23 protein-coding genes and 1 riboswitch are annotated in these 23,883 nt (G+C 68.7%); of the genes, 10 read left to right on the forward strand and 13 right to left on the reverse strand.

Annotated elements, in window-relative coordinates:
• The first annotated feature begins 37 nt into the window (after positions 1-37).
• Together FMP39_RS14240 and FMP39_RS14245 are read left to right on the forward strand one after the other, a co-directional pair.
• Positions 38-466 carry a VOC family protein gene (locus FMP39_RS14240; protein ID WP_141590421.1) on the forward strand — a complete coding sequence of 143 codons (429 nt, stop codon included), beginning with the start codon at positions 38-40 and terminating at the stop codon, positions 464-466.
• A complete protein-coding gene (locus FMP39_RS14245) occupies positions 453-1,052 on the forward strand; it encodes a YdeI family protein (RefSeq protein WP_228557981.1) in 600 nt (199 codons plus the stop codon). The genes FMP39_RS14240 and FMP39_RS14245 overlap by 14 nt, the downstream gene beginning before the upstream one ends.
• Before the next feature lie 51 nt (positions 1,053-1,103).
• On the opposite strand, the gene FMP39_RS14250 is transcribed toward FMP39_RS14245, so the two are convergent.
• Entirely contained in the window at positions 1,104-1,994 is an 891-nt protein-coding gene (locus FMP39_RS14250; RefSeq protein ID WP_141590422.1) for a GNAT family N-acetyltransferase, read from the reverse strand.
• Positions 1,995-2,127: 133 nt separating this feature from the next.
• A complete protein-coding gene (locus FMP39_RS14255; RefSeq protein ID WP_141590423.1) occupies positions 2,128-3,132 on the reverse strand; it encodes a formylglycine-generating enzyme family protein in 1,005 nt (334 codons plus the stop codon).
• A 194-nt stretch (positions 3,133-3,326) separates the two neighbouring features.
• Between FMP39_RS14255 and FMP39_RS14260 the strand changes: the two genes are divergently transcribed.
• Positions 3,327-4,469, forward strand: coding sequence for a hypothetical protein (locus FMP39_RS14260; RefSeq protein WP_228557982.1), 1,143 nt, complete (start codon positions 3,327-3,329; stop codon positions 4,467-4,469).
• A gap of 41 nt (positions 4,470-4,510) precedes the next feature.
• Here the strand turns inward: FMP39_RS14260 and FMP39_RS14265 are convergent, their stop codons facing one another.
• Complete coding sequence (locus FMP39_RS14265; RefSeq protein ID WP_228557983.1) at positions 4,511-5,128, reverse strand: hypothetical protein; 618 nt, start codon at positions 5,126-5,128, stop codon at positions 4,511-4,513.
• A 200-nt stretch (positions 5,129-5,328) separates the two neighbouring features.
• Positions 5,329-5,399: riboswitch (guanidine-III (ykkC-III) riboswitch) on the forward strand.
• Between the two features lie 17 nt (positions 5,400-5,416).
• Between FMP39_RS14265 and sugE the strand changes: the two genes are divergently transcribed.
• The 4 genes from sugE (at position 5,417) to FMP39_RS14285 (ending at position 9,607) form a co-directional block, all read left to right on the forward strand.
• Complete coding sequence (sugE, locus tag FMP39_RS14270) at positions 5,417-5,737, forward strand: quaternary ammonium compound efflux SMR transporter SugE (RefSeq protein WP_011553683.1); 321 nt, start codon at positions 5,417-5,419, stop codon at positions 5,735-5,737.
• A gap of 61 nt (positions 5,738-5,798) precedes the next feature.
• The gene (locus tag FMP39_RS14275; RefSeq protein WP_141590426.1) at positions 5,799-6,998 is read left to right on the forward strand and encodes an MBL fold metallo-hydrolase; all 1,200 of its coding nucleotides are present in this window, start codon (positions 5,799-5,801) and stop codon (positions 6,996-6,998) included.
• A gap of 174 nt (positions 6,999-7,172) precedes the next feature.
• On the forward strand, positions 7,173-7,874 hold the full coding sequence (locus tag FMP39_RS14280) for a hypothetical protein (RefSeq protein WP_228557984.1): 702 nt from the start codon (positions 7,173-7,175) through the stop codon (positions 7,872-7,874).
• Between the two features lie 200 nt (positions 7,875-8,074).
• The gene (locus tag FMP39_RS14285; RefSeq protein WP_141590427.1) at positions 8,075-9,607 is read left to right on the forward strand and encodes a methyl-accepting chemotaxis protein; all 1,533 of its coding nucleotides are present in this window, start codon (positions 8,075-8,077) and stop codon (positions 9,605-9,607) included.
• A gap of 26 nt (positions 9,608-9,633) precedes the next feature.
• Here the strand turns inward: FMP39_RS14285 and FMP39_RS14290 are convergent, their stop codons facing one another.
• The 9 genes from FMP39_RS14290 to FMP39_RS14330 form a co-directional block, all read right to left on the reverse strand.
• Positions 9,634-10,275 carry a cysteine hydrolase family protein gene (locus FMP39_RS14290; RefSeq protein WP_141590428.1) on the reverse strand — a complete coding sequence of 214 codons (642 nt, stop codon included), beginning with the start codon at positions 10,273-10,275 and terminating at the stop codon, positions 9,634-9,636.
• Between the two features lie 111 nt (positions 10,276-10,386).
• Entirely contained in the window at positions 10,387-10,656 is a 270-nt protein-coding gene (locus FMP39_RS14295; protein WP_026114134.1) for a DUF2277 domain-containing protein, read from the reverse strand.
• A gap of 42 nt (positions 10,657-10,698) precedes the next feature.
• Positions 10,699-13,785 carry an efflux RND transporter permease subunit gene (locus FMP39_RS14300; RefSeq protein ID WP_141590429.1) on the reverse strand — a complete coding sequence of 1,029 codons (3,087 nt, stop codon included), beginning with the start codon at positions 13,783-13,785 and terminating at the stop codon, positions 10,699-10,701.
• 5 nt (positions 13,786-13,790) lie between these two features.
• A complete protein-coding gene (locus FMP39_RS14305) occupies positions 13,791-15,350 on the reverse strand; it encodes an efflux RND transporter periplasmic adaptor subunit (protein WP_141590430.1) in 1,560 nt (519 codons plus the stop codon).
• The gene (locus tag FMP39_RS14310; protein ID WP_020478144.1) at positions 15,351-15,620 is read right to left on the reverse strand and encodes a hypothetical protein; all 270 of its coding nucleotides are present in this window, start codon (positions 15,618-15,620) and stop codon (positions 15,351-15,353) included.
• Between the two features lie 155 nt (positions 15,621-15,775).
• Positions 15,776-16,081, reverse strand: a complete 306-nt coding sequence (locus FMP39_RS14315) for a hypothetical protein (protein ID WP_141590431.1) — start codon at positions 16,079-16,081, stop codon at positions 15,776-15,778.
• Between the two features lie 34 nt (positions 16,082-16,115).
• On the reverse strand, positions 16,116-16,625 hold the full coding sequence (locus tag FMP39_RS14320; protein WP_141590432.1) for a TlpA disulfide reductase family protein: 510 nt from the start codon (positions 16,623-16,625) through the stop codon (positions 16,116-16,118).
• A 95-nt stretch (positions 16,626-16,720) separates the two neighbouring features.
• A complete protein-coding gene (locus FMP39_RS14325) occupies positions 16,721-18,724 on the reverse strand; it encodes a M36 family metallopeptidase (protein WP_228557985.1) in 2,004 nt (667 codons plus the stop codon).
• A 258-nt stretch (positions 18,725-18,982) separates the two neighbouring features.
• Entirely contained in the window at positions 18,983-20,473 is a 1,491-nt protein-coding gene (locus tag FMP39_RS14330; RefSeq protein WP_141590434.1) for an MFS transporter, read from the reverse strand.
• Between the two features lie 206 nt (positions 20,474-20,679).
• Between FMP39_RS14330 and FMP39_RS14335 the strand changes: the two genes are divergently transcribed.
• The 3 genes from FMP39_RS14335 to FMP39_RS14345 are packed head-to-tail and all read left to right on the forward strand — an operon-like array spanning position 20,680 to position 22,813.
• Positions 20,680-21,678: a polyprenyl synthetase family protein gene (locus FMP39_RS14335; protein WP_141590435.1), complete on the forward strand. Its 999-nt coding sequence runs from the start codon at positions 20,680-20,682 to the stop codon at positions 21,676-21,678.
• Positions 21,675-22,271, forward strand: coding sequence for a GbsR/MarR family transcriptional regulator (locus FMP39_RS14340; RefSeq protein WP_141590436.1), 597 nt, complete (start codon positions 21,675-21,677; stop codon positions 22,269-22,271). Before FMP39_RS14335 ends, FMP39_RS14340 begins: the two co-directional genes overlap by 4 nt.
• A 20-nt stretch (positions 22,272-22,291) precedes the next feature.
• Positions 22,292-22,813 (forward strand): gamma-glutamylcyclotransferase, encoded by a 522-nt coding sequence (locus tag FMP39_RS14345; RefSeq protein WP_141590437.1) that lies wholly within the window; start codon positions 22,292-22,294, stop codon positions 22,811-22,813.
• A gap of 204 nt (positions 22,814-23,017) precedes the next feature.
• On the opposite strand, the gene FMP39_RS14350 is transcribed toward FMP39_RS14345, so the two are convergent.
• Complete coding sequence (locus FMP39_RS14350) at positions 23,018-23,227, reverse strand: hypothetical protein (protein ID WP_141590438.1); 210 nt, start codon at positions 23,225-23,227, stop codon at positions 23,018-23,020.
• Positions 23,228-23,883 lie beyond the last annotated feature (656 nt).

The following is a 23,883-nucleotide window of genomic DNA, read 5'->3' on the forward strand; positions in this document are numbered from 1 at the left end:
GTCGCGAACGGGCGCGGCCAGGAAACGAGAGAGCCCCATGAACACCTTGCGCGGATTGTGCACCTTCAACCTCTGGGCGGATGACCTTCGGGCGGCGACGCGCTGGTACGCGGAGCTGCTCGGCGTGGAGCCTTACTTCAGCAGCGAGGCCGCCGGACGTGGTCCCGGGTATGTCGAGTTCCGCATCGGCGATTACCAGCATGAGCTGGGCATCATCGACCGGCGATTTGCTCCGCCGGGACTCACCACGACCCGGGGCGGTACGGTCGCCTACTGGCACGTCGACGACATCGCCGCCACGCTCGAACGGTTGCGCTCACTGGGGGCTCAGCTCCTCGAAGGCGTCACCGAGCGTGGCCCCGGTTTCGTCACGGCGTCGGTCATCGACCCCTTCGGGAACGTGCTGGGCATCATGTTCAACCGTCACTACCTGGACGTCCTGGGAGGTGCCCGTGGCCAGCGTTAGGCAGGAGGTGCGTGGGGGCGCGGCGATGGATGCGCCGGTGATTGCGTTCCGGGGGGCGGCGGAGTTCGAGGCCTGGCTCCAGACGCATGCCGATGCTCCTTCTGGCGTCTGGTTGAAGCTCGCGAAGAAGGGGACGGGCATCCCGTCGCTCACCGATGACGAGGCGGTCGACGTGGGGCTCTGCTTTGGATGGATTTCGGGGCAACGGAGGTCGCTCGATGCACGCTTCTACCTGCAGAAGTACGTCCCGCGCCGGCCGCGCAGCCGCTGGTCCTGTGTGAATGTGAGGAAGGTCGAGGCGCTGCTACGCGCGGGCAGGATGCGGCCCTCGGGGCTCGCCGAGGTCGAGGCCGCCAAGGCCGATGGACGATGGGCCGCGGCCTACGCGTCCCAGAAGAACGCCACGGTGCCGGAGGACCTGACGGTGGCGCTGTCTGCGAGCCCGCATGCCGCGCGGGCGTTCGAGGCGTTTGGCAAGACGCGGCGGTACGGACTCATCCTCAAGGTGATGACAGCGCGTACCGAGAAGGGGCGCGCGAGTCAGGTCCGCCGCGTCGTCGAGGAGCTGGACGCGGCGGCGGATTGAGCGCGGGTGGGGCACACGGTGGGCACATGCTGCCCACCCGGGGCAATCAGCTCACGGGTGCGAGCGGCTCCGCTCCTGGATGAAGCGATCGAGGTCCTCGTCCTGCCCCAGATGGCGGAGCGCGCGCGCCTGGTGGCCCGCGTGGCGAAAGCCGGCCTTCTCCAGCACACGCCGGGAGCCGGGGTTGCGGGAGAAACAACTGGCATGGAGGGATTCCAGCCCGAGCGTCTCGAAGCCGTAGCGGACCAGGGCCTGGGCTGCCTCCGTCCCAAAGCCCTGTCCCCAGTACGCGCGGCCGAGCCAGTATGAGAGTTCGGCCGTGCGAGGGCGCTCCTCGTCGGCCTCCACCAGCCCGGCCAGGCCCATGAACTCGCCAGACTCGGAATGGCCGAGCGCGAAGACATGGGAACGTGCATCCAGCGAGGCAATCCAGGCTTCCGCCATGCCGTCCTCGAACGGATGTGGGATTCCCGCCGCATTCGCCGCCACCTCGCGGTCACCCGCCAGGCGCTGAATGGCGCTGGCGTCGTCAGGGAGGAGGGGACGGAGAATCATCCGGGCACTCACGAGGGCTTTCCCCCCGCGCTCAGGGGCGAGCGCGCGCTGGATGACTGGGCGCAGGTCGGCCGCACCGAGCGCGTCCAGGGCAAGCTCCCATCGGCCCTCGGCGCAGAGCCCGCTCAGGCCGCCGTCGTCATGGGCCCGCAGGGCCACCGTCCGCAGCGCTTCGCGAACCGCCTCGGCGACCGCGTGCCCTGCTTCGTCACAACGCTTGCAATCGAGCTCGACACCAAGGCGGCTGCGCCTCCCGTCCTCGGTGAGGACCCAGGGGCGCACCATCCAGGGCGGGTCATGGCGCATGTGCTGCCGGTGGCCACACTCGAGGTCCGCCACCCAGTGGTCTTCCCGGTCGAGGTGGAAGCCTGTGATTTTCTGCTTCATGAGTCCCTGTGTCGTTGGAGGCGGGGGACACGATAGGGATGGAGTCGCGGCGAATGGAAGCGCCGCGACAACGTCGCAAGCCATTCTTTGGAAATGCCAGCTTCGGGAAGCTGGTCCTGGAACTTCAGGCGGCTCAGGGGCGGACGACGCAGCGGAACCCGATGTGCGACGTGCCGCTGTCCACGGCCTGCGGTGAGCGCGCAGCCGGGCGGTAGCGCAGGCAGTAGTTCGGCGCGCACAGGTGGCTGCCGCCCTTGAGGACGCGCCGGGGAATCTTCACCTTCGGCAGGCACGGGTCCAGGCTGCGAGCCGACGTGGCCGGTCCCCGCGGATTGACGGGGATGCAGCAGGGCTTTCCGCCGTTCCCCTCGTGCCGCTCCTGGTACCAGTCCGAGGTCCACTCCCACACGTTGCCGGCCATGTCGAAGAGGCCGTAGGCGTTCGGTGGGAAGCTGCCCACCGGGGACGTGCCCTCGAAGCCATCCGTGTTCAGGTTCTGCCAGGGGAACTCACCCTGCCAGGTGTTGGCCATCAGCTTGCCACCCGGCGCGAACTCGTCGCCCCAGACGTAGACCTTCCGGTCCAGGCCTCCGCGCGCGGCGTACTCCCATTCCGCCTCGGTGGGCAGCGTCTTGCCCGCCCAGTTCGCATAGGCGAGCGCGTCCTCGAAGCAGACGTGCACCACCGGGTATTGTTCGCGCCCCTGCCAGGTGCTGCCCGCGCCTTCGGGGTGTTTCCAGCAGGCGCCCGCCGTATAGAACCACCACTGCGTCAGGTCGCGAAGGTCCACGCGAGCGAGCGTCTTCTTGAAGACGAGCGAGCCCGGGACGAGCAGCGCTGGATTCGCGCCGGGAAAGTCGTCGGGGTTCAACGGGCGCTCGGCCACGGTGACGTAGCCGGTGGCCTCCACGAAGCGCGCGAAGTCCGCGTTCGTCACCAGCTGGCTGTCCATCCAGAAGTCCGTCACCGTCACCTGGTGCGTCGGCCGCTCCTCGGGATAGTGATGGTCCGAGCCCATCCAGAACGTCCCACCGGGGATGTAGACCATGCCCGGCAGCGAGCGGGCTTCCTGCCCCGCGCCGTCCTCGAGGGGCCGGCCGCCCTGGGCCGGGACTTCGTCGATGACGTCAATGCTCATGTGCGTGCCTCCTTCCCTGCGAGAACGGAGGGGCGCGCCGTGCCCCGGCAGCAAACGTGGGGGGCCACGCGGCACGGAACAATCCGGCCCTCAAGGGTAGGCCCCGTGTCCGCGCCTGCGCCTGCCGGTCGTCGCCCGGCCCGGGGGCGCTTGTGGGTTCCTGGACGCAGCCCCACCGTGGAGACGGCTCCCTCATGGACTCGCACTCGACGATTGCCGAATTCTCCCTGGTGAAGGGCGGGCCGCTCTTCGAGACCGAGCGCCGGCTCCGGCGGGGGCCGCGCAAGCGTTATGACCCCGTGTTACGGGCGCTGGCTTTCTCGGCGATCGGCTGGTTGCCCCTGCTGCTCTTCACGCTGCCTTCGGGTGGGCCGACCGTGGGCTCCCTGTTCATGGAACTCCAGGTCCATGCGCAGTTGCTGGTGGCGCTGCCCGTGCTCCTCGCCGCGGAGCCCTACATCGACGGCCGCCTGGCTTTCGCGGTCCGCCAGTTCCTCAATTCGAACCTGGTGGCGACGGATGGCCTCCAGACGTTCGAAGCGGATGCCCGGCGCGCCATGCGGTGGCGGGACAGCTATGTCGTGGAGGCGCTGCTGCTCATCCTGGCGTATGGCCTCACGTTCATCACCCCGGCCGACGCCACCCGGTCGTGGACCCTCAACGGCGACGGGTTCTCCATGGCGGGGTGGTGGAATCTCGCCGTGAGCCAACCCCTGTTCCGTTTCCTGGCGCTCCGGTGGATCTGGCGTGGCGTCATGTGGAGCGCCTTCCTGCTGCGTGTGTCACGTCTGCCGTTGACCCTGGTTCCGACACATCCGGACATGATGGGTGGGCTCGGGTTCCTGCCTGTCTGCCAGGCCAGCTTTTCGCCCGTGGTGTTCTCCCTGGCCGTGGTGGTGGCGGCATACACGTCCCGGGTGGAGCCCAAGGACCTGTCGGCCAACCCTGCGGCCTACGTGATTCCGCTGGTGGTCATCGCGGCCGGCGCGGTGGTGCTGGTGTTCGCGCCGATGGGCTTCTTCGTGCCCCAGCTCGTGCGGGCGAAGCGGATTGGTGACGAGGACTTCTCGAAGGTCGCGGCCAAGCACTCGCGGCAGTTCGAACACAAGTGGTTCCGGGGCGGACCGGAGCCGGAGCTGCTGGGCGCGCCGGAGATGTCCTCGCTGGCGGACATCGGCACGGCCTTCACGCTGGCGCGGAGGATGCGCCTGTTGCTCTGGGACAAGATGGCCCTGCTGGCCGTGGTGGGGGCGGCGCTGGCGCCGCTGATCATGTTGCTGGTGATGGACCGGCAGTTCATCTCCGTCCTCAAGTTCATCCACGATGGCTTGCGGTGACGCGGGCCCGGAGGGCTCCGGGCCCGGTCATGCCGATGCGCTCAGAACGTGGCGCCGACGTTCAGCGTGGCGTTGTAGCTGGAGCCTCCCGCGAACGTGACGTCTGTCACGGGTTGGTTCTCCGCGGGCGGCAGCGTGGGGACGAGCTCCTGGTTGAAGAGGAGGTTGTAGTTGGCCCGCAGGTCCGCGGTGAAGGAGCCGGTGTAGAAGCGCAGCCCCGCGCCCAGCGGCACGGCGCCAGCGGTGTCGTCGCGGTAGCCCAGCGCTTCCGCGCCGCGGCGGACGTTGTACCAGTTCATGCCGAGGCCGCCGAGGAGGTACGGCTGCACGGGGCTCGCCGTCAGGCCGATGGTGGCCACGGCCTGACCTCCGTTGCGGACGATGTCCGGGTTTCGCGCCAGGTCCTCCAGGCCGCGCCGGTCGAGCTTGTTGATGGCGCCGGTGTAGCCCAGCTCGATGCCCAGCACGGTGGACGGTTTGAGCGTGGCCGTGGCGCCGTACGCCGCGCCCGGATCGATTCGGGGGGCCAGCCCACCGCTGTAGCCCTCCACGCCGCCGCCCACGGTGACGGTGAGCCCGCGCATGTCGGGCTTGTCCTTGGCCAGCGCCGTGCCTCCGCACAACGCGCCCGCGACGACCAGTGCCTGGATTCGTTTCATTTCGAGCGCCTCCAACAGACGGGGTTGTTCCGCCAGGAAGCTGGGGCCGCGGACAGACGGGTTCAAGGCGAGCCGGCAAGGCATCTCCGCGAGCCCTCCCAAGCGTGCCTGTGTCCCACCGCCGGACACCCCACCTGGTGCCGTGGCGTTGTCCGGCCGGGTTGAAACGGGAATCGCGTGGCTTTATAGAGGGGGGCGCCAGCGGCCTCATCGTGAGGGTGTCTGGCCCGGACGAGGCGCGCCGTACCCGGTCAGGACAAGACGACGCGACAACGGGAGTCGTACGTCATGTCCTGGATTCTACTCGTCATCGCGGGGTTGCTCGAGGTCGGTTGGGCCATCGGTCTCAAGTACACCGAGGGCTTCACCCGGCTGGTACCAAGCGTCCTCACGGGCGGCGCCATCGTCGCCAGCATGGTGCTTCTGGGGATCGCCACGAAGAACCTGCCCATTGGCACGGCCTATGGTGTTTGGGTCGGCATTGGCGCCGTGGGCGCGGCCATCATGGGCATCGTGCTCTTCAATGAGCCGGCCACGCCCGCGCGCGTCTTCTTCCTGGTGCTGCTCCTCACCTCCATCGTGGGCTTGAAGGTCACCAGCGGCCGGTAGGTGGCCTTTCGGTGCTGATTTCCCAGGCGCTGCCTTGAAGGCGGCGCTACACGTGGGGGTCATGCGCGATGCGTTCCTGAGTGGAGGTCGTCCGAAGCGGCGGGGCCTGTGGCGGTATGCCCTGGGCGTGATGGGGCTGGGCGCGGGCGTGGGGGCCCTCCTCACGTGGACGACGACGGACGGCCTCCAGTCTTTCGGCGCACGGGCGGATGGGGCGCGCCTGGAGCGGATGAAGGCATCGTCGCGCTATCAGGCTGGCATCTTCATCAACACCGCCGGTGCCAGGCTGCCGCAGAATGGGCCGGACTGGGGCACGTTGAAGGAGATGCTCTTCGGCACCCAGCAGCGTACGCCGCCGTCCGCGCTGCCCATGGAACGGGACGTGGCCGCGGCGCTGGCGAAGCCGCCGGAGAGCGGCCTGCGCGTGACGTGGCTGGGTCACTCCACGCTGCTGGTGGAGATTGACGGCTTCCGCATCCTCACAGACCCCATCTGGGGCGAGCGCGCGTCGCCGTCCACCATTGCTGGGCCCAAGCGGTTCCATCCGCCTCCGCTTCCGCTGGAGGCGCTGCCGGACGTGGACGCGGTGCTGCTGTCGCACGACCACTACGACCACCTGGACATGCCCACCATCCGGGCGCTGGTGCCGCGTCAGGTGAAGTTCTACGCGCCGCTGGGCGTGGGGGCGCACCTGGAGAAGTGGGGCGTTCCGGCGGAGCGCGTGGTGGAGCTGGACTGGTGGCAGGAGGTGTCACTGGGAGAGGGGGAGGGCCGCCTGCGCATGGTGGCTACGCCCGCGCAGCACTTCTCCGGCCGGGGCCTGACGGACCGCAACAGCACGTCCTGGACGTCGTGGACGCTGCTGGGCTCGCAGCACCGGGTCTTCTTCAGCGGGGACACGGGGCTGACGGAGGAGTTCGCGGAGGTGGGGCGCCGCTTCGGTCCGTTCGACGTCACCATGTTCGAGGTGGGGGCCTTCCATCCCTCTTGGGGAAGCATCCACCTGGGGCCGGAGCAGGCGCTGAAGGCGCATGAGATGGTGCGGGGGCGCACCTTGCTGCCCATCCACTGGGGGACGTTCAACCTGGCGCTGCACGCCTGGGATGCGCCCGCGAACGAGCTGGCGGCCGGGGCGCGCGAGCGGGGCGTGAGTCTGCTCACGCCCGTCCTGGGCCGCCCCGTGGAGCCAACGCGGGAGCGCGCGGACACGGCGTGGTGGAGCACGGTGCAGGCCGCTGCTGTCGCTGGCGACGCGCCTTGATGTATCGCCGAGGCCCTGACGTCACCCGGAGTCAGTCGGCACCCTGACAACCACGTCCTGAACATTCGGCGGTCGCGTATGACTGCTTTGTCGTGCTTCGGCCTGTATCCAAGGTCTCCCGGCGATGCACTGAGATGTCTGTCGTTGGGTATGAGACATGCAGTGCGGCCGGGCATGACTCGAACGGTACTCGTAGCGGTGCTCCTGTTCGCAGGCACCGGGAAGGCTCAAGGCGTGGAGACCGCGTCGGTGCCGCAGGCCCCTCGTGCGGAGCGAGCCGGGCTGGCCATCTGGACGGCCTCCCTCATCGATTGGAGTCTGCTTCTGGTGGGGCCCATCCTGGGTGTGGGCCTCAATGTCGCGCTGCCGGTGGGCATGAACGTGCCCTTGACGGATACAACGGATGGCGTTTTCGAACTCCGCCCCATGCTGGCGCGCAAGCGGTGCACCAACATCCACGGGGACGCGATGCCTCGTTGCGGCACCCTGCAAGCCCTTCGGGCCACGGTGGGCCTGGCGTGGACGCCCTGGCCGGGCGAGCGGGGCGATGGCTTCTTCATCCAGCCCAAGCTGAGTGGCATGGTGACGCATCAGAGCGTGCGTGGGACGGAAATCCCAGTGACGGCGGAGGGCACGAGGATGGAGACGGGCGGACAGGTCTCCCTCGGGTTCGACGTGGGGTACCGGAAGACGTCCCGCCGCTCGCGTTCTTTCCTGGCTCCGGTGATCGGCGTTGGCGTGGGCTATAGCTGGAACCAGCAGCGCAGGCGGGTCGACCCGGGATGGCTCTTTGCTCGGGAGCCGGCACGTGGCTGGAAAGACAAGTTCATCGTGGACCTGAACCTGGACCTCTTGCGGTTCGGGGCCACGTTCTGACTCTGGTTTCAATGCCGAGTTGTGGTGGGTGAAGTCCATGCCCGGCGTGAATTTGCGCTGGGAAAGCAGTCGCCGGTGTCCGCGGAGTAAGGGGTTCCCGAGGGATTGCACCCCCGCACGCTGGCGCCCACAATGCGACGCGTCTGGATTGTCAGATGGAGCATCATTTCCCGTTTTGAGCCCGAATCGGGCACGGCCGGATGCGACTCTCACTCACCCATAAGATCACCCTGGCGCCCATCATCGTGGCGCTCCTGTTCGTCCTTCTCACCCAGGGCTACACCGTGCCTCGGCTCCAGGAAGCCTTCGAGGCGCAGGGGCGGGAGCTGAGCGGCGCGCTGCCTGCGGTGCTCGCCGCCGCGGTGGCGGACGGCATGAAGCGGAGCGCGCACGACGAGGTCCAGCAGACGCTGGAGGCCGTGGCTCGGCATGGCGGGGCGGCCTACGTCGCCGCGTTCGACGCGGGTGGGACGTTGGTGGGCGTGGCCGGTGAGAAGGCCCAGATGCTACGGGATGCCCGCGAGCAGTTGAGGTCCTCCGAGGGAGGGCTCGTCCTGCGGGATGGGGATACGGAGTTGCAGGACCTGGTGGCGCCGGTACCAGGTGACGCCGGCTGGGTCCACGTGGGCTTCGACCGCACCCATGCGCGGGGGCTCGTGGAAGGGGCGCTGGCGAACGTGGGCATCACCGTGCTGGTCGCGCTGCTCGTCTTCACCGCGGCGGCCTTCCTGGTCGGCCGCGCCATCGTGTCGCCCCTGAACCAGCTCTCCTCCGCGGTTCGCCATATCGCCGAGCGCGGCGACCTGCGGCAGACCATTCGCATCGACTCGGATGACGAGGTGGGGCAGCTCGCGCGGGCCGTGGGCATGCTGGTGGGCAAGCTGAAGGAGCTGCTGCATCAGCTCCAGTCCTCCACGGAGCTGCTGAGTGACTCGGTGTCGGGGCTGACGGAGTCGGCGGATCAGCAGAATGAGATGGTGACGCGCCACGCGGCCGCGCTGCAGGAGACGCAGGTGACGGCGCAGGAGATTCGCCAGACGGCGATGCTGGCGTCGGGCTCCGCGGAGTCCGTCATCCAGGTGGCCGAGCGCGCCGAGCAACTGAGCCGCACCGGCGAAGAGGCCGTCTCGGCGAGCATCGACGGCATGGAGGAAGTGCGCAATCAGGTGGCGGAGATCGCCGCGCGCATCACCTCCCTGGGCGAGCGGACCAGGCAGATCAGCGGCATTACCGAGACGGTGAAGGATCTGGCGGACCAGTCCCACCTGCTGGCCGTCAACGCCGCCATCGAAGCGGCGCGGTCCGGGGAGCACGGCAAGGGCTTCGTCGTGGTGGCGAAGGAGATTCGCGCGCTGGCGGACCAGTCCATCCGGGCCACCAACCAGGTGCGGCGCATCCTCCAGGACATCAATCAAGCCATCATCGGCACGGTGGAGATCACCGTTGAAGGCACCGAGCGCATGGAGGCGGGGCTGGCGCAGGTCCGCACGTCCGGCGAGACGCTGAAGGAACTCACCGCCATCGTCGAGGACAGCACCGCGGCGGCGCGGCAGATCGCGCGGACGGTCAGCCAGCAGGCCACGGGCATCGAGCAGATCTTCACCGCGGTCAACGAGCTGAACACCCTGATGACGGACACCGTGTCCCGCATCTCCACGACCAGTGACTCCGCCATGTCCCTGAGAATGCTCTCCGAGCGCGTCTCTCAGGTCGTCCGCGCCTACGACGTCTGACGGCGCTGCTGGAGCTTCTTCGACCGCTACGACGCGGACGGAGCGGCCTTCTTCCGTGACGCGTATTTCGTGGCGTGGGGGCGCTTCGCTGAGACGCGGCGCCGCTTCGCGCTCAGATGCACCTCGTCGCTCCGGCAGACGCGCACATGGAGGAAGCGCTGGAGTTGGGAGAGCGCCAGGTCATGGTCGTGGTCGCTCTCCGCCGCGCAGCAGTCGCTCAGCACCGTGAGCTGGTATTCGTGCATGTGCGCGTCATGGGCGCTGAAGAAGATGCACAGGTTGGTGGCCAGCCCCGCGAGGATGAGCTTCCGGGTGCCCAGGTGCTCCAGCAAGGGCACCAGGGAGGTGGCGAAGAAGGCCGAGTGCTTGGGCTTGAGGATGAAGTAGTCATCCGGCTGCGGCTTGAGGGCCCGGGCGATGTTCCGGCCCCGGCTCCCTTTGCGTGTGCAATGGGCGTAGGTGTCGCGGAAGTTGCTGCGCCAGTACCCGAAGTTGTCGTTGACGTAGATGACGGGGACGCCGGCCCGCCGCATCCTGTCCGCGAAGGGGCCCAGGCGCTCCACCATGCGCAGGGCCCACGGGAGGACCTTCTCCCCGCCGGGGAAATCCAGGTCGTTGATGACGTCGATGATGAGCAGGGCCGTGTCGGAGCGTTTCCCCGCTGACATCCGCTGCCGTGGCTTCGTGGTTCTGGCCTTCCGCGTCACATCCACCCCGTCTTCAGGAGGCTGCTGCGCGGAAGGGTAAGCACGGCCCCGGGGGACGGCGAGTCACCTCCGTCAGCGGGACTCCGCCTTCTTGTAGCGCAGGCGCTTCATGGCCTCGAAGCGGGCCCTGTCCTTGGGCGGCGTGGTGGCCACCAGCCCGTCAAGCATGCGCTTCGAACTCTGGAAGATCTCCTCGACGGCGACCTCGAAGGCGTCGGTGTTCTGCTTCGACGGCGTCCGCGTCCCGGCAATCTTCCGGACGAATTGAAGCGCCGCCGCGCGGATGTCGGCATCGGTGGCGGGAGGCGCGAAGTTGAACAGGGGCTTGATGTTCCGGCACATGCCCTCAGGGTAAGGCGAGTCCGGAAAACAGGCCATTGCGCATCACGGAGCCCTCGTCATGGGCGCGTCCTTCCCGGCGCCGAAGACCGAGTAGAGGACTGGGAGCACCACGAGGGTGAGCAGGGTGGACGACAGGACGCCTCCAATGACGACCGTGGCCAGGGGCCGCTGGACCTCCGCGCCGACGCCGGTGTTGAGCGCCATGGGCACGAAGCCGATGGCGGCCACCGCGGCGGTCATCAGCACGGGCCGCAGCCGGGACACGGCCGCATGGCGGATGGCTTCGCCCAGGGCCTGGCCTTGCTCCAACAAGGCGCGGACCCGTGAGACGAGCACCATGTCCCCCAGGACCGACACGCCTGACAGCGCGATGAAGCCCACGGCGGCGGAGATGGAAAAGGGCAGGCCCCGCAGCAGAAGCGCGAGCACGCCGCCCACGAGCGCGAAGGGGACGCCCGCGAAGATGCGCACGGCGTCCAGGACGCGCTGATAGGTGAGGTAGAGCAGCAGGAAGATGAGCGCCAGCGCGACCGGCACCACGATGAGCAGGCGCGTCTGTGCGCGTTCGAGGTGTTCGAACTGGCCGCCGTAGCGGACGTAGTAGCCCGTGGGCAGCTCCAGCTTCTCATCGAGTGTTCGGCGGACCTCCGCGACGAAGCCGCCGAGGTCGCGTTCTCGCACGTTGGCCTGGACCACCAGCCGCCGCTTGCCCCACTCGCGCTGGATGGTGGTGGGGCCAGACTTCTCCTTCATGGTCGTCAGCCGTCCCAGGGGAACGCGCTCGCCGCCGGGCGCGGCCACGGGGATGGTGGCGAGTCGCGTGGGCTCCTCGCGGTACTCCTCGGAGAGGCGCACGGCCAGGTCGAAGCGCCGATCGCCTTCGCGCACCTCGCCGACGATGCGCGTGCCCACGGCTTCCACGACGTCGAGGACGGAGCGGGCGGGAATCCCGTAACGGGCCACCGCGGCCCGGTCCACCGTGACTTCCAGCACGGGCTGGCCCGTCACCTGCTCCACGGTGACATCGGCGGCACCGGGAATGGCCTTCACCAGGGTCTCCAGCTCACGGGCCTTGGCCTTGAGCACGTCGAGGTCATCCCCGAAGAGCTTGATGCCGACGTCGCTCCGCACGCCCGCGATCATCTCGTTGACGCGCATTTCAATGGGCTGGAGGAAGGCCATGCGCATGCCTGGGAGGTCCGCCAGTTCGGCCTTCATCTCGTTCACCAACTCCTCCTGGGTGGTGGCCCGCTTCCACTGCGCCCGAGGCTTGAGGGTGATGAAGACGTCGGAGAGCTCGACGCCCATGGGGTCCGTGGCCACCTCCGCGGTGCCGGTCCGGGTCCAGACGCGTCGCACCTCGTCTGGGAACCGGGACAGCAGCACCCGCTCTATCTGGCTGCCATAGCGGATGGATTCGGAGAGGGAGACCTCCGCCAGGCGCACGGTGTTGATGACGAGCGTGCCTTCGGACAGGCGGGGAACGAACTCGCTGCCGAGGCGCGTGGCGGCGACGGTGGCCCCCACGATGAGGAGCGCGGCGGCGGTCAGGGTGACACGCGCGTGGGCCAGCGCCCATTCGAGGACGGGCCGGTAGAATCGTTGGAGCCAGCGCATGAGCCGTGGCTCATGGTGAGGGCTGCCGCCGCCTCGCTTCAGCGCGAAGGAGGCCAGTACCGGCATCAGCGTCATGGAGAGCAGCGCACTGCCCAGGAGCGCGAAGATGACCGTGAGGGCCATGGGGCGGAACAACTTCCCCTCCACGCCTTCGAGGGCGAGGATGGGCAGGTAGACCACCATGATGATGAGCTCGCCGAAGAGCGTGGGCTTGCGGACCTCGACGGCGGCATCCCGCACCACCTCCAGCAGGGAGCGTCCGTCCCGGGCCTCGGAGAGTCGCCGCTCCGCGTTCTCCACCATGATGACGGAGGAGTCGACGACGAGCCCGAAGTCGATGGCGCCCAGCGACATGAGCGTGCCAGCGATGCCGAAGCGCAACATCGCGTTGAAGGCGAACAGGAGCGACAGCGGAATGGCCGCCGCCACGATGAGGCCGGCGCGCCAGTTGCCCAGGAAGATGAAGAGCACCGCGATGACGAGCAACGCGCCTTCCAGCAGGTTGGTCCGGACGGTGCGCAGCACGTGGTCCACAAGCTCGGTGCGCTCATAGACGGGCTCCACGCGCACGTCCTCCGGCAGCGTCCGTTGGATGTCCTCCAAGCGCTGGGCGAGCGCCTTCGTCACCGTGTGGGAGTTCTCGCCTACCAGCATGAAGCCCAGGCCCAGCACGGCCTCGCCCTCGCCATCCGCGGTGGTGGCGCCGCGCCGGATTTCATGGCCCACCTCGACGCGCGCCACGTCCCGGATTCGCACGGGGACGCCGTGGTGCGCCGCGATGACCACGTCCTCGATGGCGTTGCCGTCCGTGAGCACTCCCACCCCGAGCACGAGTGTCGCCGTGCCGCCCCGCTCGAGCACGCCGCCCCCGACGTTGGCGTTGTTCTCCTCCAGCGCCCGGTAGATGTCGCCGAGGGACAGGTTGAACTGCTGCAAGCGGCGGGGGTCGACGATGACGTGCCACTGCTTCTCCTCGCCGCCCCAGGCATTCACCTCCGCCACGCCCGGCACGCTGCGCAGTTGGGGCGCGATGACCCAGTCGTGCAGGGTGCGCAGCTCCTCGAGGCTCTTCGTCCGGCTCTTGACGAGATAGTGGAAAACCTCGCCCAGGCCGGTGGCGACGGGCCCGAGCGTCGGGGGCGCGATGCCCGCGGGTAGCTGCACTCGGCTCAGCCGTTCGGACACCTGCTGCCGCGCGAACCACAGGTCGGTTCCGTCTTCGAACTGGAGGGTGACCTGGGAGAGACCGAACTTGGAGATGGAGCGCAGCTCGCTGACGCGAGGCAGGCCCGCGAGCGCCTGCTCCACGGGGACGGTGAGCTGGCGCTCCACTTCGTTGGGCGTGAGCGCCGGTGCGACGGTGTTGACCTGCACTTGCGTGGGCGTCGTGTCCGGGATGGCGTCGATGGGCAGCGCCCGGAAGGCGAGCAGGCCCGAAATGACGAGGGCCCCCGTTCCCAGGAGGACGGCCCAGCGGTGGGACAACGACCATTCGATGAGCCGGGTGAGCATGGCGGCTACTCGCCTCCCGCCGTCTCGCAGCAGCCCGCGCCGATGGAGTCCTTGAGAATCTCCGTCTTGAGCAGAAAGGCGCCGGTGGTGACGACCTCTACCCCCGCCGAGAGGCCCTTGACGATTTCCACCTCCTCGCGCGTGCTGGCACCCAGCTCTACCGCGACGGGCTCGTAGAGCCCCGGCTGCTTGCGCACGAAGACCAGCGTCTGGCCTTCCGCGCGTTGGATGGCCGCGTGGGGAACCAGCACCGCCTCATGTTCCGGAGCGACCTGCACCCGGGCCCTGAGGAAGAGTCCGGCCTTGAGGGCGCCGTCGGGGTTGGGCAGTTCGACCCGGGCGCGCACCGTGCGGGAGGTCCGGTCCACCGACGCGCCCACGCGGGTGAGCGTGGCGTCACGCGTCTGTCCGGGCATGCTTTCGAAGGTGAGGGTGACGCGCTGTCCCGCGCGAACCTGGAACGCGTCCGCCTCCGGAATCTCCAGCAGGGCCCACATGGTGCTCAGGTCCGCCACCTGGATGAGCGGCTGTCCAGCGGATGCATGGCGTCCGGCGACGGCGTCTCGCGCCACCACCGTCCCCGTGAAGGGGGCCGACAGGGCATAGGTCCCCTGCGGGCCCTGGCCGTTGGCGCCCGCGGCGGAGAGCGCTGCGCGGGCGGCATTGCGCTCGGCCTCGGCCGCCGCGACCTCCGCCTGGGCGGTCTCCACGTGTTTTCGTGCGCGGATTCCGCTCGTAGCCAGCTGCTGCTCGCGCTCGAGCGCCGAGCGCGCCACCGTCAGCCGCGTCTGTGCCGCCGACAGCCGTCCCTGGTCCGCGCCCACGGCCCCCGAGGTGACCAGCACCAGTGGCTGGCCCGCCTTCACCTCGTCGCCGACGTCCACGCGGACGTCCGTTATCAGCGCCTCGCTGCGGGCGGACAACTGCGCCAGCCGGTTCTGGTTGAAGTCGAGTTGCCCGACGACGTCCAGGGTCCGGGCAAAGGGCCGCTTCACCGCGCGACGTGTCTGGATGCCAGCCTCGCGGGCCGTCTCGGCGGACGCGAGGCGGACGCGTGTACCCGGCTCGGGGAAGGTGGGGGGCTGGGCGCCCGCGGCCTTCACCAACTCCGGGTGGCAGTACGGGCAGACGGACTCCGGGAAGCCGTGCTCCCGGCAGTAGTCACCGGCCTCGATGAACTTCGCGACCAGCGACGGGTTGCATTTGGTGCAGCGGGATTCGGGGACCGCGTGCTCCTTGCACCAATCCTTGGGGGTGGTGTCCCGCGCGGTGAAGGTGAGGCCCGGGTTGCATTGGAAGCACTGGGATTCGGGGACGCCGTGCTCACCGCACCAGTCGTCCTGGTCCTTGAAGACGTCGATGAGGTCGGGGTTGCACCGGGTGCACAGCTCCGCGGGGACGCGGTGCTCACAGAGTGCGACCTCGGACGGGGTGGACGTGCCTCCCGAGGCGGCTGGCGGTGAAGGCGCCTTCGCCGTGGGGGGACTCGCTTGTTGGCTGCAACTGGCGGCGCTCAGTGCCAGCAGCACCGCCAGGACGCTGGGGCCGACTCGGGAGGCACGCATCTACTTCACGCCCTTCTTGGAGAGTTCCGGGTTGCAGAGGACGCACTGGGATTCGGGCCGCGCGTGCTCGGGGCACCAGTCACCCTTGGCCTTGAAGACGGGAGCCAGCTTCGGGTTGCAGCGGGCACAGAGGCTCTTCTGGACGCCGTGCTCGCAGCGCGGCTTCTCGGACCCGGCCGTCTGGGGCTGCTGGGCGGGCTTGCTCTCGTCGGCCAGGACGGGGGCAGCGAACAGGGACAGGACGACGGACAGCGTACGCAGCGAGTGCATGATGAGGCGCTCCTGCCGGGGCGCGTGCCCACGGCGGTGGTGGCCCGCGCGAAGGTGCGCGGGAAGGTTGGACAGGGCTTGGGCGGAGCGGGAGGACGTTCGCGCACGTCCGGCCACGGCGCTCGCAAGACACACGTCTCCCGTGAAGGGCGGTGTCAGGCTCTGGGCGGCTGGAAGATGTCGGTCCCCACGCCGGAGAGCGTGGGCTCCGCCACGCGCGAGGGGATGGGCAGCGGCCGGGGCGGCGGGATGAGACGCGCGTTGGGCGACGCGGGAGCGGGGGCGGCTCTCAGCGGGCAGCACACGCACAGCACGCAGTTGGGCGAGCAGTCCTCGCACTCGTCGGATGCCTCTTCCGCGCAGTCGTCGTCGTGCACGTCCGACGCCAGGGCCAGCGTCTGGAAGACGCCGCCCGTCATCAGGACGAGGAGCACGGCGAGAAATCGCAGGAGGGACTGCATCCGGGACCGGCTTATTAAATGGGGCTTGGCGGTGTCAATCCAGCGGGCGAGGCGCTGAAGGTGGGGGCTCGCGTATCAGGCGCTCCAGCAGACGGCGCATCGCGCCGGCATCCCATTCCCGAGGGCCCGAGAAGCGGGCGACCTGGCGGCCGTCGACCAGGAGGACGCTGACGGGGAGTTGGTCCACGCCGAACGCGTCACCGGCTCGTTTGTCCACGTCGAGGCGCAGGTGGAGCGGCGCGGGGGGAGGCCCCTTGAAGAAGGACTCCACCGCCTGGGGCGTCTCGTCATGGCTGAAGACGACGACCTGGAGGTCCTCGGGGGGCGATTTAGCCAGGGCGACGAGCTGGGGTGTCTCCTGCCTGCAGGGCGGACACCACGACGCCCAGAACACGATGAGCAAGGCGCGGGAGGACGGCACGTCCGCGACGGTGGGCGCGGTCCCCTGGAGCCGGACATAGACCGGTGGGGGCTCGCTCTTGCATGCCCAGGCCAGCGGCGACAGGCCGATCAGGAGCAGGCTCACGGCGGTAGGCGTGCGCATCCTGAGGGTGATACCTCAAGACGCGGCGTCTGCCATGCGCGCCAGGGACCAGGCCGGAGCCCACGAGGGAGCTCCGGCCCGGTGGGGTTCAACGACTAGAGCTTGGCTGCCGTCGCGCTGAAGGCAGCGCAGGCGGCGGGCACCGCGAAGCCGTTGGTGGGCGTCGTGCCGCTGGAGCCGCTGGACACGGCGTTGGTGCCCAGGCCGAACGCGGCGAAGGCCGTCCACAGGCGGCAGACGTCCTCGCCACCGTGCAGGGTGGTGGCCGCGGTGATGATGCCGTCACGCACCTGGGTGAAGGTGGGGCTGCACGGCGTGTTCTTCAGGCCCTGGGTGAAGTACAGCATCATGCGCTGGTTACCCGCGGTGCCCGTGGCGTCGTACAGGTTGGCGCTGAAGCCGTGGTGGTTGACCAGGGCCCAGTAGGCCTCCCACATGCCCTGGGCGAACACGGCACCCACGCCGTGCGGAACCGCCATGCCGTTGATGCTGGCGTAGGTCCAGGTGTTGACGGCGCTGCTGGTGCTGTAGCGCTGGGGACGGATGCCCACGCCCGTGGTGGGCTGGTTCAGGGCGTAGGTGCCCACGCCACGGCCCTGCGCGCCGGTGTCCGTCGCCTTCGCGGTGTAGAAGAGCGACAGGAAGTCGCTGATGCCTTCGCCCGGCTGCTGGCGGTTCGACAAGCAGGACACGTTGCTGGGGCCGCCCACGAGGCGGTTGGAGATGCCGTGGCCGTACTCGTGGACGATGATGCCGGTGTCCAGGTCTCCGTCCTTGTTCGGCGTCACCGTGTTCCAGCGGTACATCTGCATGCGCGGCCGCTGGCCATCCGGCGGGGTCATGAAGTTGGCGTTGTTCATGCCGCCGCCGTCCTGCGCCTCCGCGCGGACGTCGTCGTTGCCGATGCCGCCCCGGCCGTAGTTGTTGACCTGGAAGTTACCGGACGCCTCATCGAAGCCGTACTGGTAGTGGACGTCGTGGATGATGTTGTTCCAGTAAAACAGGTTGGTGACGGCCGCGGGGATGTACGTGGACGGCGCGCTCGTGAGGGTGATGGGGAAGTCGCAGTGGATGAGCGAGGTGCAATCGGGCTGCACGGCGGGCGGCAGGCCATCGTTGTTGGTGTCCTCGTAGGCGTGGACGTTGTTGCCGCGGAGGGTGGTGTACTCCGCGCCGGCCGCGCCGTTCGTATCGTGCCAGCCGTAGGGCGACGCCGTGGCGTTGGCGGGGTTGGAGACCAGCACGCGCCCATCCGACGGCGGCAGCGGCGTGGTGTGGTTGGGGCTCTCCACCGGCAGGGGATAGACGCGGTAGGCATCATCCGCCGCCACCCAGTCGAAGCGGGTCCAGACCTCGCCCGTGGACGCGTCCACCGTGACGTCGTAGGCGTGGTCGTTGTCCAGGGTGTGGACCTGGAAGCGCCACACCAGCCGGGCCTCACCACGGCGGACCGGCAGCACCGCCAGCTCCGCGTCGATGGGCTCGGTGGACAGGCCTTCCACCGCCACGCGCGTGCGCTGACGCGCGCCGGGCTCGGCCTTCAGGGACTGCGGCGCCGCGGAGAGGCGGACGCCCAGGTGCTTCGCCACGCCCACCACCGCGTCCGCGGCGCTCAGGCGCGGCGTGGTGCCAGCGAGCGAGGACTCCAGGGCCGGGAGGAAGTCGCTGTGCACGCTGAGCACGCGTCCGTCGCGGTCCACGTTGATCTGAAGCTGGCCGTTGTAGACGGGCAGGCCCCGGTACGTCTGGCGCAGGTACAGGTTGGTGATGCCGCTCACCTTCGAATAGACGCGGTCCGTCACCTCGAGGTTCGCCAGGTCGTTGAGCCCCAGCCCGAGCGCGTCCCGGTGCTTCTGGACGAAGTCCAGGCCAATGGCCATCGGGTCCCCGCTGCGCGGACCGGAGAGCGCACCCACCGGATTGGTGAGCGAGCGCACCAGGCCGTTGGACTCGTCGAACTCCACCATCAGTTCCGGCACGGCCTGCCGCAGCGCGGCCTGGCTGGACGTCTGGGCAGACGAGATGCCAAACCGTGCCTGCGCGTTGTAGGCATCACGCGCATCGTAATTGCGAACGCCTTCCTCTGAATGGACTGCCATTGCAGCGGAACCCGAGAGGGTTCCCACGAGAAACACCGCATGAAAAAGGCGCCTTCGGTAAGGACCTGAGGACATGTCGTGCTCCTGCACTGCGGGTTGACCGCGCTCCTCTGGGAGCTACGGTGCTGGAGCGGCAGAAATCACACTTTGAGTGAAAATGGCAAATCACCAGCTAATCTGGAATTCTGCGGTTGTGCGCAATGAATTTGCACAGTCCCGCAGTATGACAAGCAATGACGCTGTTGCGTCTTTTGAATGTCAATCATCCAACGCTGTGCGGTGAGCAGGAATTGGCCGTGGGAGCAGGCGCGACAGCAGCGCTCTCACGGAGCGCACGGGGTGGGCGCCGGGCTCGGGGATGCGCGCCGTCAACAGGGCCGCGCCCAGGCGGGCCACCGAGGACAGCACGAAGAGCACGTGCAGGTTCACCCAGACGTGGCCGCCCAGGGTGAACTGGGTGGGCAGGGCGGCGGCGATGGCGCCTCCCAGCGCCGCCGCGGCGGTATAGGCCAGGCCGCCGGCGGTGGCGAAGGCCGCCAGGTAGAAGGGGCGGTTCTTCCGGGGGGCGACCGTCAGAGGCAGCTCGAAGATGGCCAGGCCGTGGCCGCTCCACAGCGCCCCGGCGAGGAGGACGTCGAAGAGCAGGGGCCACAGCGTCCCCGCGGAGGGCAGCAGCCACAGGGCGGGGATGGCGGCGATGCCCAGTGAGCACGCCATCAACACGGGCTGGGCGCCGCAGCGGTCAATCGCGCGGCCCCAGAGTGGCGCCGCCAGGATGCGCACGCCGGCCACCGACGCGGCATGCAGCGCCATGATGACGAAGGTCATCTTGAGGTTCTGGAGGCTGTGCAGCGCGAAGAAGGGCGCGGACACCCCCACCGCCGCGTTCCAGGCCACCTGGTAGGTGAGCACCCGGCGCGCGTTGCCATCCTTGAAAGGGACCAGCGCGCCCTTGAGCTCCAGGGGCGGGGTGGTGCCCGGGGGCGCCGGGTCGTGCTGCGAGGCCATGAACAGGGTGGTGACGATGCCCATGACGCACGCCCCCAACGCGAGCAGCGGCAGGGCCACGCCCACGCCGTCCGTGGGGCGCAGCCGGTCCATCAGGAGGCCCGCGCCGAGGGAGGCCAGCGTACCCGCCAGCGTGGTGAGCGCGGTACGGCGTCCGAAGAAGCGACCCCGGACGGCGCGGGGCACCAGTTCTCCCATCCACGCCACCCAGGCGTTGTTGCCCACCACGCTCAACGCGGCGGAGACACCGGCCACTGTCAGCAGCAGGCGCTGCTGGGATTCGAAGGGCAGGCCCAGCCAGGGCAGCACCGCCAGGGGGAACATCACCACGCGGGACAGACACACCGCGGTGAGGGCCACGCGCCGGTGGCCGAAGAGGCCCGTCAGCCAGGCTGCGGGGAACTGCACGAACTGCGCGAAGAAGGGCAGGGCCGTCATCACGCCGACGAGGAAGGGCCCCAGCTTCAGGGCGATGGCCCATGCGGTCAGCACCGTCGCACCCGCGCACGCAGTGAAGACCTCCGAGAACATGCCCTCCACCACGGAGACGCCCAGTGTTCGGCGCAACCGTCCCTGATGAGGGCGGACCCTCGGTCCGGGCCCGTCCGCGGGCGGTGCTCCCAGGAGCGGCGCCGTCGAGCCGGGCAGGGATGCGCCGGGTCGGAACAGCGGAACCGCGGAAGCAAGGGAGGCGAAGCTGAAGCTGCGGAGGAGCTGACGACGGGAGGCTGCGCGGGTCACAGGTCCGCTCTCTGTCGCACGCTCCGCCGGGCGCTCTCAATCCACCCCCGGTGGGCCCCAGGGTGCTCGGCCGCCCTCCGGGCAGGAGCGGCGCGGCTGTCCCACATGCTCCAACACCCGTTCGCGCCTGGCTGCTGGGCAGCGCTGGAATCAGGTGCAGTTCAAGCGGTCTTGAACTATATGAACGAACGAGGAGACGGCGCACTATGGATCTGGCTCGGGAGCTGACGGATTTTCTGGGGGCGGTGGAGCAGCGGCTTGGCAGCACCCTGGTGGATGGCAATGCCGGTCCGGACGTGAAGGGCGACACGCTGATGGAGGCGGCCCGCCACCTGTGCCTGGGCAGCGGCAGCAAGCGCGCGCGCCCCATGCTGGCGCGGCTGTTCGGCGGCGCGGTGGGCGTTCCGGCGGAGCGTTTGGTGGACGTGGCCGTGGCCGCGGAGCTCATCCATTCCGCCAGCCTGTTGCACGACGACGTGGTGGACGCGGGCATGTTCCGCCGGGGCCGGCCCACGGTGAACGCGCGCTGGGGCAACATCGTCGCGGTGATGAGCGGCGACCTCATCCTGTCCACGGGCCTGTACCAGCTGTCCCAGCTGGACGCGCGGCTGACGCGCAGCGCGCTGTCGGTCGTTTCCGAGATGACCCGCGCCGCCATCGCCGAGGTGGAGGCTCGCGGCGACCTGGACCTGCCGCTCAACCGGCTGCGCTTCATCGCCGAGGGCAAGACGGGCTCGCTGTTCGGCTGGTGTGGCAACGCGGCGGCGACGCTGGCGGAGCACCCCGAGGCGGTGGAACGTTTCGACGGCTTCGGGCGTCACCTGGGCGTGGCGTTCCAGATTGCCGACGACATTCGCGACATCCTGGGCACGGACGTAGGCAAGCCGCGTTACGCGGACGTGCACTCGCGCACGCCGTCCATGCCCATCCTCCTGGCGGTGGCCAAGGATGAGTCGCTGCGGCGCAAGCTGAAGGACGCGTGGGCGTTCTCGGCGATCACGCCAGATCGCACGAAGGAGATTGGCGCGGCCATTGAGGCCACGGGCGCCGTCGACGCCTCCATGGCGCGGATGAACGTCGAAATCGAGGCGGCGCTCGACAAGCTGGGCCACTTCGCCAAGGAGCCCGCGGGTGCGGAGCTGGTGAGCTGGGCGCGGAAGCTGTCGGCTGGCATCGCCGAACAAGTCCAGGGGCGCGCTGCATGAAAGGCTACCTGTGGACGGGGGGACCCGGTAGCGTTGCCTCGGAGGCGCCGCCAGCAGATGGCCGGCTGGCGCCCTGGGAAGCCATCGCGGTGGACGCGGTGGGCAATGTCATTGAGTTCTGGGGGTTCAAGCGCAACCAGGGGCGGGTCTGGGCCCTGCTGTACCTGCGCGGTGAGCCCCTGACGGCGGGCGAAATCGAGCGGGAGCTGGACCTGTCCAAGGGCGGGGTCTCCATGCTGCTGCGCGACTTGGAGCGCTGGGGCGTCATCCAGCGCGTGCGCCTGCCCCAGGACACCGTCTGGCGTTACGGCGCGGAGAACGACCTGGTCCGGATGGTGACGCACGTCATCGAGGAGCGCGAGGCGGGCTTCGTCGCGCGCATCCGCGCCGACCTGGCGGAGGCCCGGCGGCTGGCGGAGACCCAGTCGGGGCTGCCCCCGGACCGGCTTCAGCGACTGGAGAAGATGGCCACGCTGGCCGAGCACGTGGAGCGCGCTCTACGGCTGTTCATCAAGACGTCCCGGCTGGATGTGTCCGGTGTGCTGTCCGTCTTCCGGGACGAGGCCACCGGGGCGCGCCGGGGCTCGAAGTAGTCTCAGTCAAAGGGGCGGACATGGATTCGCACTATGATCAGGTGATGAAGGCCCGTGCGGGCGCGGACCCGTCGGCCACGCGCCTGTACTTCGCGTACTCGACCATCCTGGACCGCGCCGCGTTCGAGGAGTGGCGGTCCCAGCACAGCTACGACTTCTTCGAGCTGCCCGAGGGGCGGCTGGCCGAGGCCGTGGATGTGGATCTGGTCTATGACTTCCCGTCGCGCTGGTGGGGTGGGCGCGTCGCGGGGCTGACGGATTCCGCGGGCCAGAAGGTGTACGGCCGCCTGTTCGAGATTCGCGGCCAGGACTGGCCCATCATCCAGCACAAGGAAGGCTTCGTGACGAGCATGTGCGTGGAGCGGCCGGTGCGAGTGCGCGTGGATGGGCAGGAGCTGGAGGCCACTGCGTTCGTCACGAATCCGCGGCGTGCGTCGGCGGACGGCCCGGTCAGCACCCGTTTCGTGGACGCGCTGGTGCGCGGTGCCCAGGCCGCGGGCCTGCCAGCGGCCTACGTGGAGCGGCTGAAGCGCGGCAAGTAGGCCACGAGGGCGTTCCGTAGGCCCTCGGACAAAATCCAGAAGGGGGCCTTCCCTCCGCGCTGGGAGTGCACAGCTTGGGCGGCGCGTATGTTCTTCTTCTTCTCGAACCGGCTCGGCTGTATCGGCAGCATCCTGGTGTCGATCGCCCTGAGCGCGGTGCTCTACTTCCTGTTCATGCGCTGAGGCCCAGCCTCTAGGCTCGGCTCACGGCTTGCCGTGCCATAGGTCGTCCGAGTCCTCGGATTCCAGTGGATGGATGGTGATCTCGCGCCCGTCCTTGTCGGGCGTGCTGCGCACCGCCTCCGTCTCATCCGGCGTTCGAGGCGCCCGCTCCGAGAAGTTGTCGTTTTGAAGGTGGCGCTGACGCTGCTCACTGGTCCCGCCGTACCCTTCAATGATCCTCTTCTTCGTCATCCCCGTCCTCCTGGTGAGTCGATCGCCCAGAAGTAGGCTGGGGTTGGATGGAGGAGGGAGCAAGCGGCGTCGCCTGCTCGCCTGGTGTGTGGGCGATGTGTCGGAGCCTGGTGAGGTAGTGCCTACATGCACGAACCATCAGGTATTTTCAGGGGGGCCTGAGACCTTCGTTCCTACATGAACATCGGGGTAGGGGGCCCAACATGGCTGATCGGGACCGTTTGCCTGTCTAGATGTTCAGTGGGTCATGCGGTGGTCGGCTGGGCCATGCCTACCTGAACGAGCTATCAGGCATTTTTAGCTTCATGATCGCGGTGCCGCTGTAAGTGGGCTTCAGTGGCACGCCGGGCTCTGGTTGCTCCCGCTACTGACGGCGCGTTCAGTGGGTGGCGTGCCCTCGATTGCGCCAATGCCTACATGGGCGCGTGTTCAGTGGCGTGCGGAGCTCTGATCGCGACCTGTTTGCTGATGATATGTTCAGTGATTCGGGTGACGCCTTGTTTGCGAATGCCTACATGTTCGCGCGTTCAGTGTCGCGTGTCGCCTTGATTGAGGCTTGCAGCTGGTTGGATGTTCAGTGATTCGGGCACCGCCTGAAATATTAATACCTACATGTCCGCGCGTTCAGTGTCGCTGCATGGCTGATCGCCGTCTTT

Source organism: Myxococcus sp. AB056 (assembly GCF_006547365.1).
Lineage (GTDB): Bacteria > Myxococcota > Myxococcia > Myxococcales > Myxococcaceae > Myxococcus > Myxococcus virescens.

What these genes read in the sequence shown, in the direction of transcription:
- FMP39_RS14290 (WP_141590428.1), bottom strand. Translation starts at nt 10,275, where the DNA reads ATGTCAGCGGGGAAACGCTCCGACACGGCCCTGCTCATCATCGACGTC.
- FMP39_RS14295 (WP_026114134.1), bottom strand. Translation starts at nt 10,656, where the DNA reads ATGTGCCGGAACATCAAGCCCCTGTTCAACTTCGCGCCTCCCGCCACC.
- FMP39_RS14350 (WP_141590438.1), bottom strand. Translation starts at nt 23,227, where the DNA reads ATGACGAAGAAGAGGATCATTGAAGGGTACGGCGGGACCAGTGAGCAG.
- FMP39_RS14335 (WP_141590435.1), top strand. Translation starts at nt 20,680, where the DNA reads ATGGATCTGGCTCGGGAGCTGACGGATTTTCTGGGGGCGGTGGAGCAG.
- sugE (WP_011553683.1), top strand. Translation starts at nt 5,417, where the DNA reads ATGTCCTGGATTCTACTCGTCATCGCGGGGTTGCTCGAGGTCGGTTGG.
- FMP39_RS14340 (WP_141590436.1), top strand. Translation starts at nt 21,675, where the DNA reads ATGAAAGGCTACCTGTGGACGGGGGGACCCGGTAGCGTTGCCTCGGAG.
- FMP39_RS14255 (WP_141590423.1), bottom strand. Translation starts at nt 3,132, where the DNA reads ATGAGCATTGACGTCATCGACGAAGTCCCGGCCCAGGGCGGCCGGCCC.
- FMP39_RS14310 (WP_020478144.1), bottom strand. Translation starts at nt 15,620, where the DNA reads ATGCACTCGCTGCGTACGCTGTCCGTCGTCCTGTCCCTGTTCGCTGCC.
- FMP39_RS14345 (WP_141590437.1), top strand. Translation starts at nt 22,292, where the DNA reads ATGGATTCGCACTATGATCAGGTGATGAAGGCCCGTGCGGGCGCGGAC.
- FMP39_RS14280 (WP_228557984.1), top strand. Translation starts at nt 7,173, where the DNA reads ATGACTCGAACGGTACTCGTAGCGGTGCTCCTGTTCGCAGGCACCGGG.
- FMP39_RS14260 (WP_228557982.1), top strand. Translation starts at nt 3,327, where the DNA reads ATGGACTCGCACTCGACGATTGCCGAATTCTCCCTGGTGAAGGGCGGG.
- FMP39_RS14315 (WP_141590431.1), bottom strand. Translation starts at nt 16,081, where the DNA reads ATGCAGTCCCTCCTGCGATTTCTCGCCGTGCTCCTCGTCCTGATGACG.
- FMP39_RS14320 (WP_141590432.1), bottom strand. Translation starts at nt 16,625, where the DNA reads ATGCGCACGCCTACCGCCGTGAGCCTGCTCCTGATCGGCCTGTCGCCG.
- FMP39_RS14275 (WP_141590426.1), top strand. Translation starts at nt 5,799, where the DNA reads ATGCGCGATGCGTTCCTGAGTGGAGGTCGTCCGAAGCGGCGGGGCCTG.
- FMP39_RS14250 (WP_141590422.1), bottom strand. Translation starts at nt 1,994, where the DNA reads ATGAAGCAGAAAATCACAGGCTTCCACCTCGACCGGGAAGACCACTGG.
- FMP39_RS14265 (WP_228557983.1), bottom strand. Translation starts at nt 5,128, where the DNA reads ATGAAACGAATCCAGGCACTGGTCGTCGCGGGCGCGTTGTGCGGAGGC.
- FMP39_RS14240 (WP_141590421.1), top strand. Translation starts at nt 38, where the DNA reads ATGAACACCTTGCGCGGATTGTGCACCTTCAACCTCTGGGCGGATGAC.
- FMP39_RS14305 (WP_141590430.1), bottom strand. Translation starts at nt 15,350, where the DNA reads ATGCGTGCCTCCCGAGTCGGCCCCAGCGTCCTGGCGGTGCTGCTGGCA.
- FMP39_RS14325 (WP_228557985.1), bottom strand. Translation starts at nt 18,724, where the DNA reads ATGGCAGTCCATTCAGAGGAAGGCGTTCGCAATTACGATGCGCGTGAT.
- FMP39_RS14285 (WP_141590427.1), top strand. Translation starts at nt 8,075, where the DNA reads ATGCGACTCTCACTCACCCATAAGATCACCCTGGCGCCCATCATCGTG.
- FMP39_RS14300 (WP_141590429.1), bottom strand. Translation starts at nt 13,785, where the DNA reads ATGCTCACCCGGCTCATCGAATGGTCGTTGTCCCACCGCTGGGCCGTC.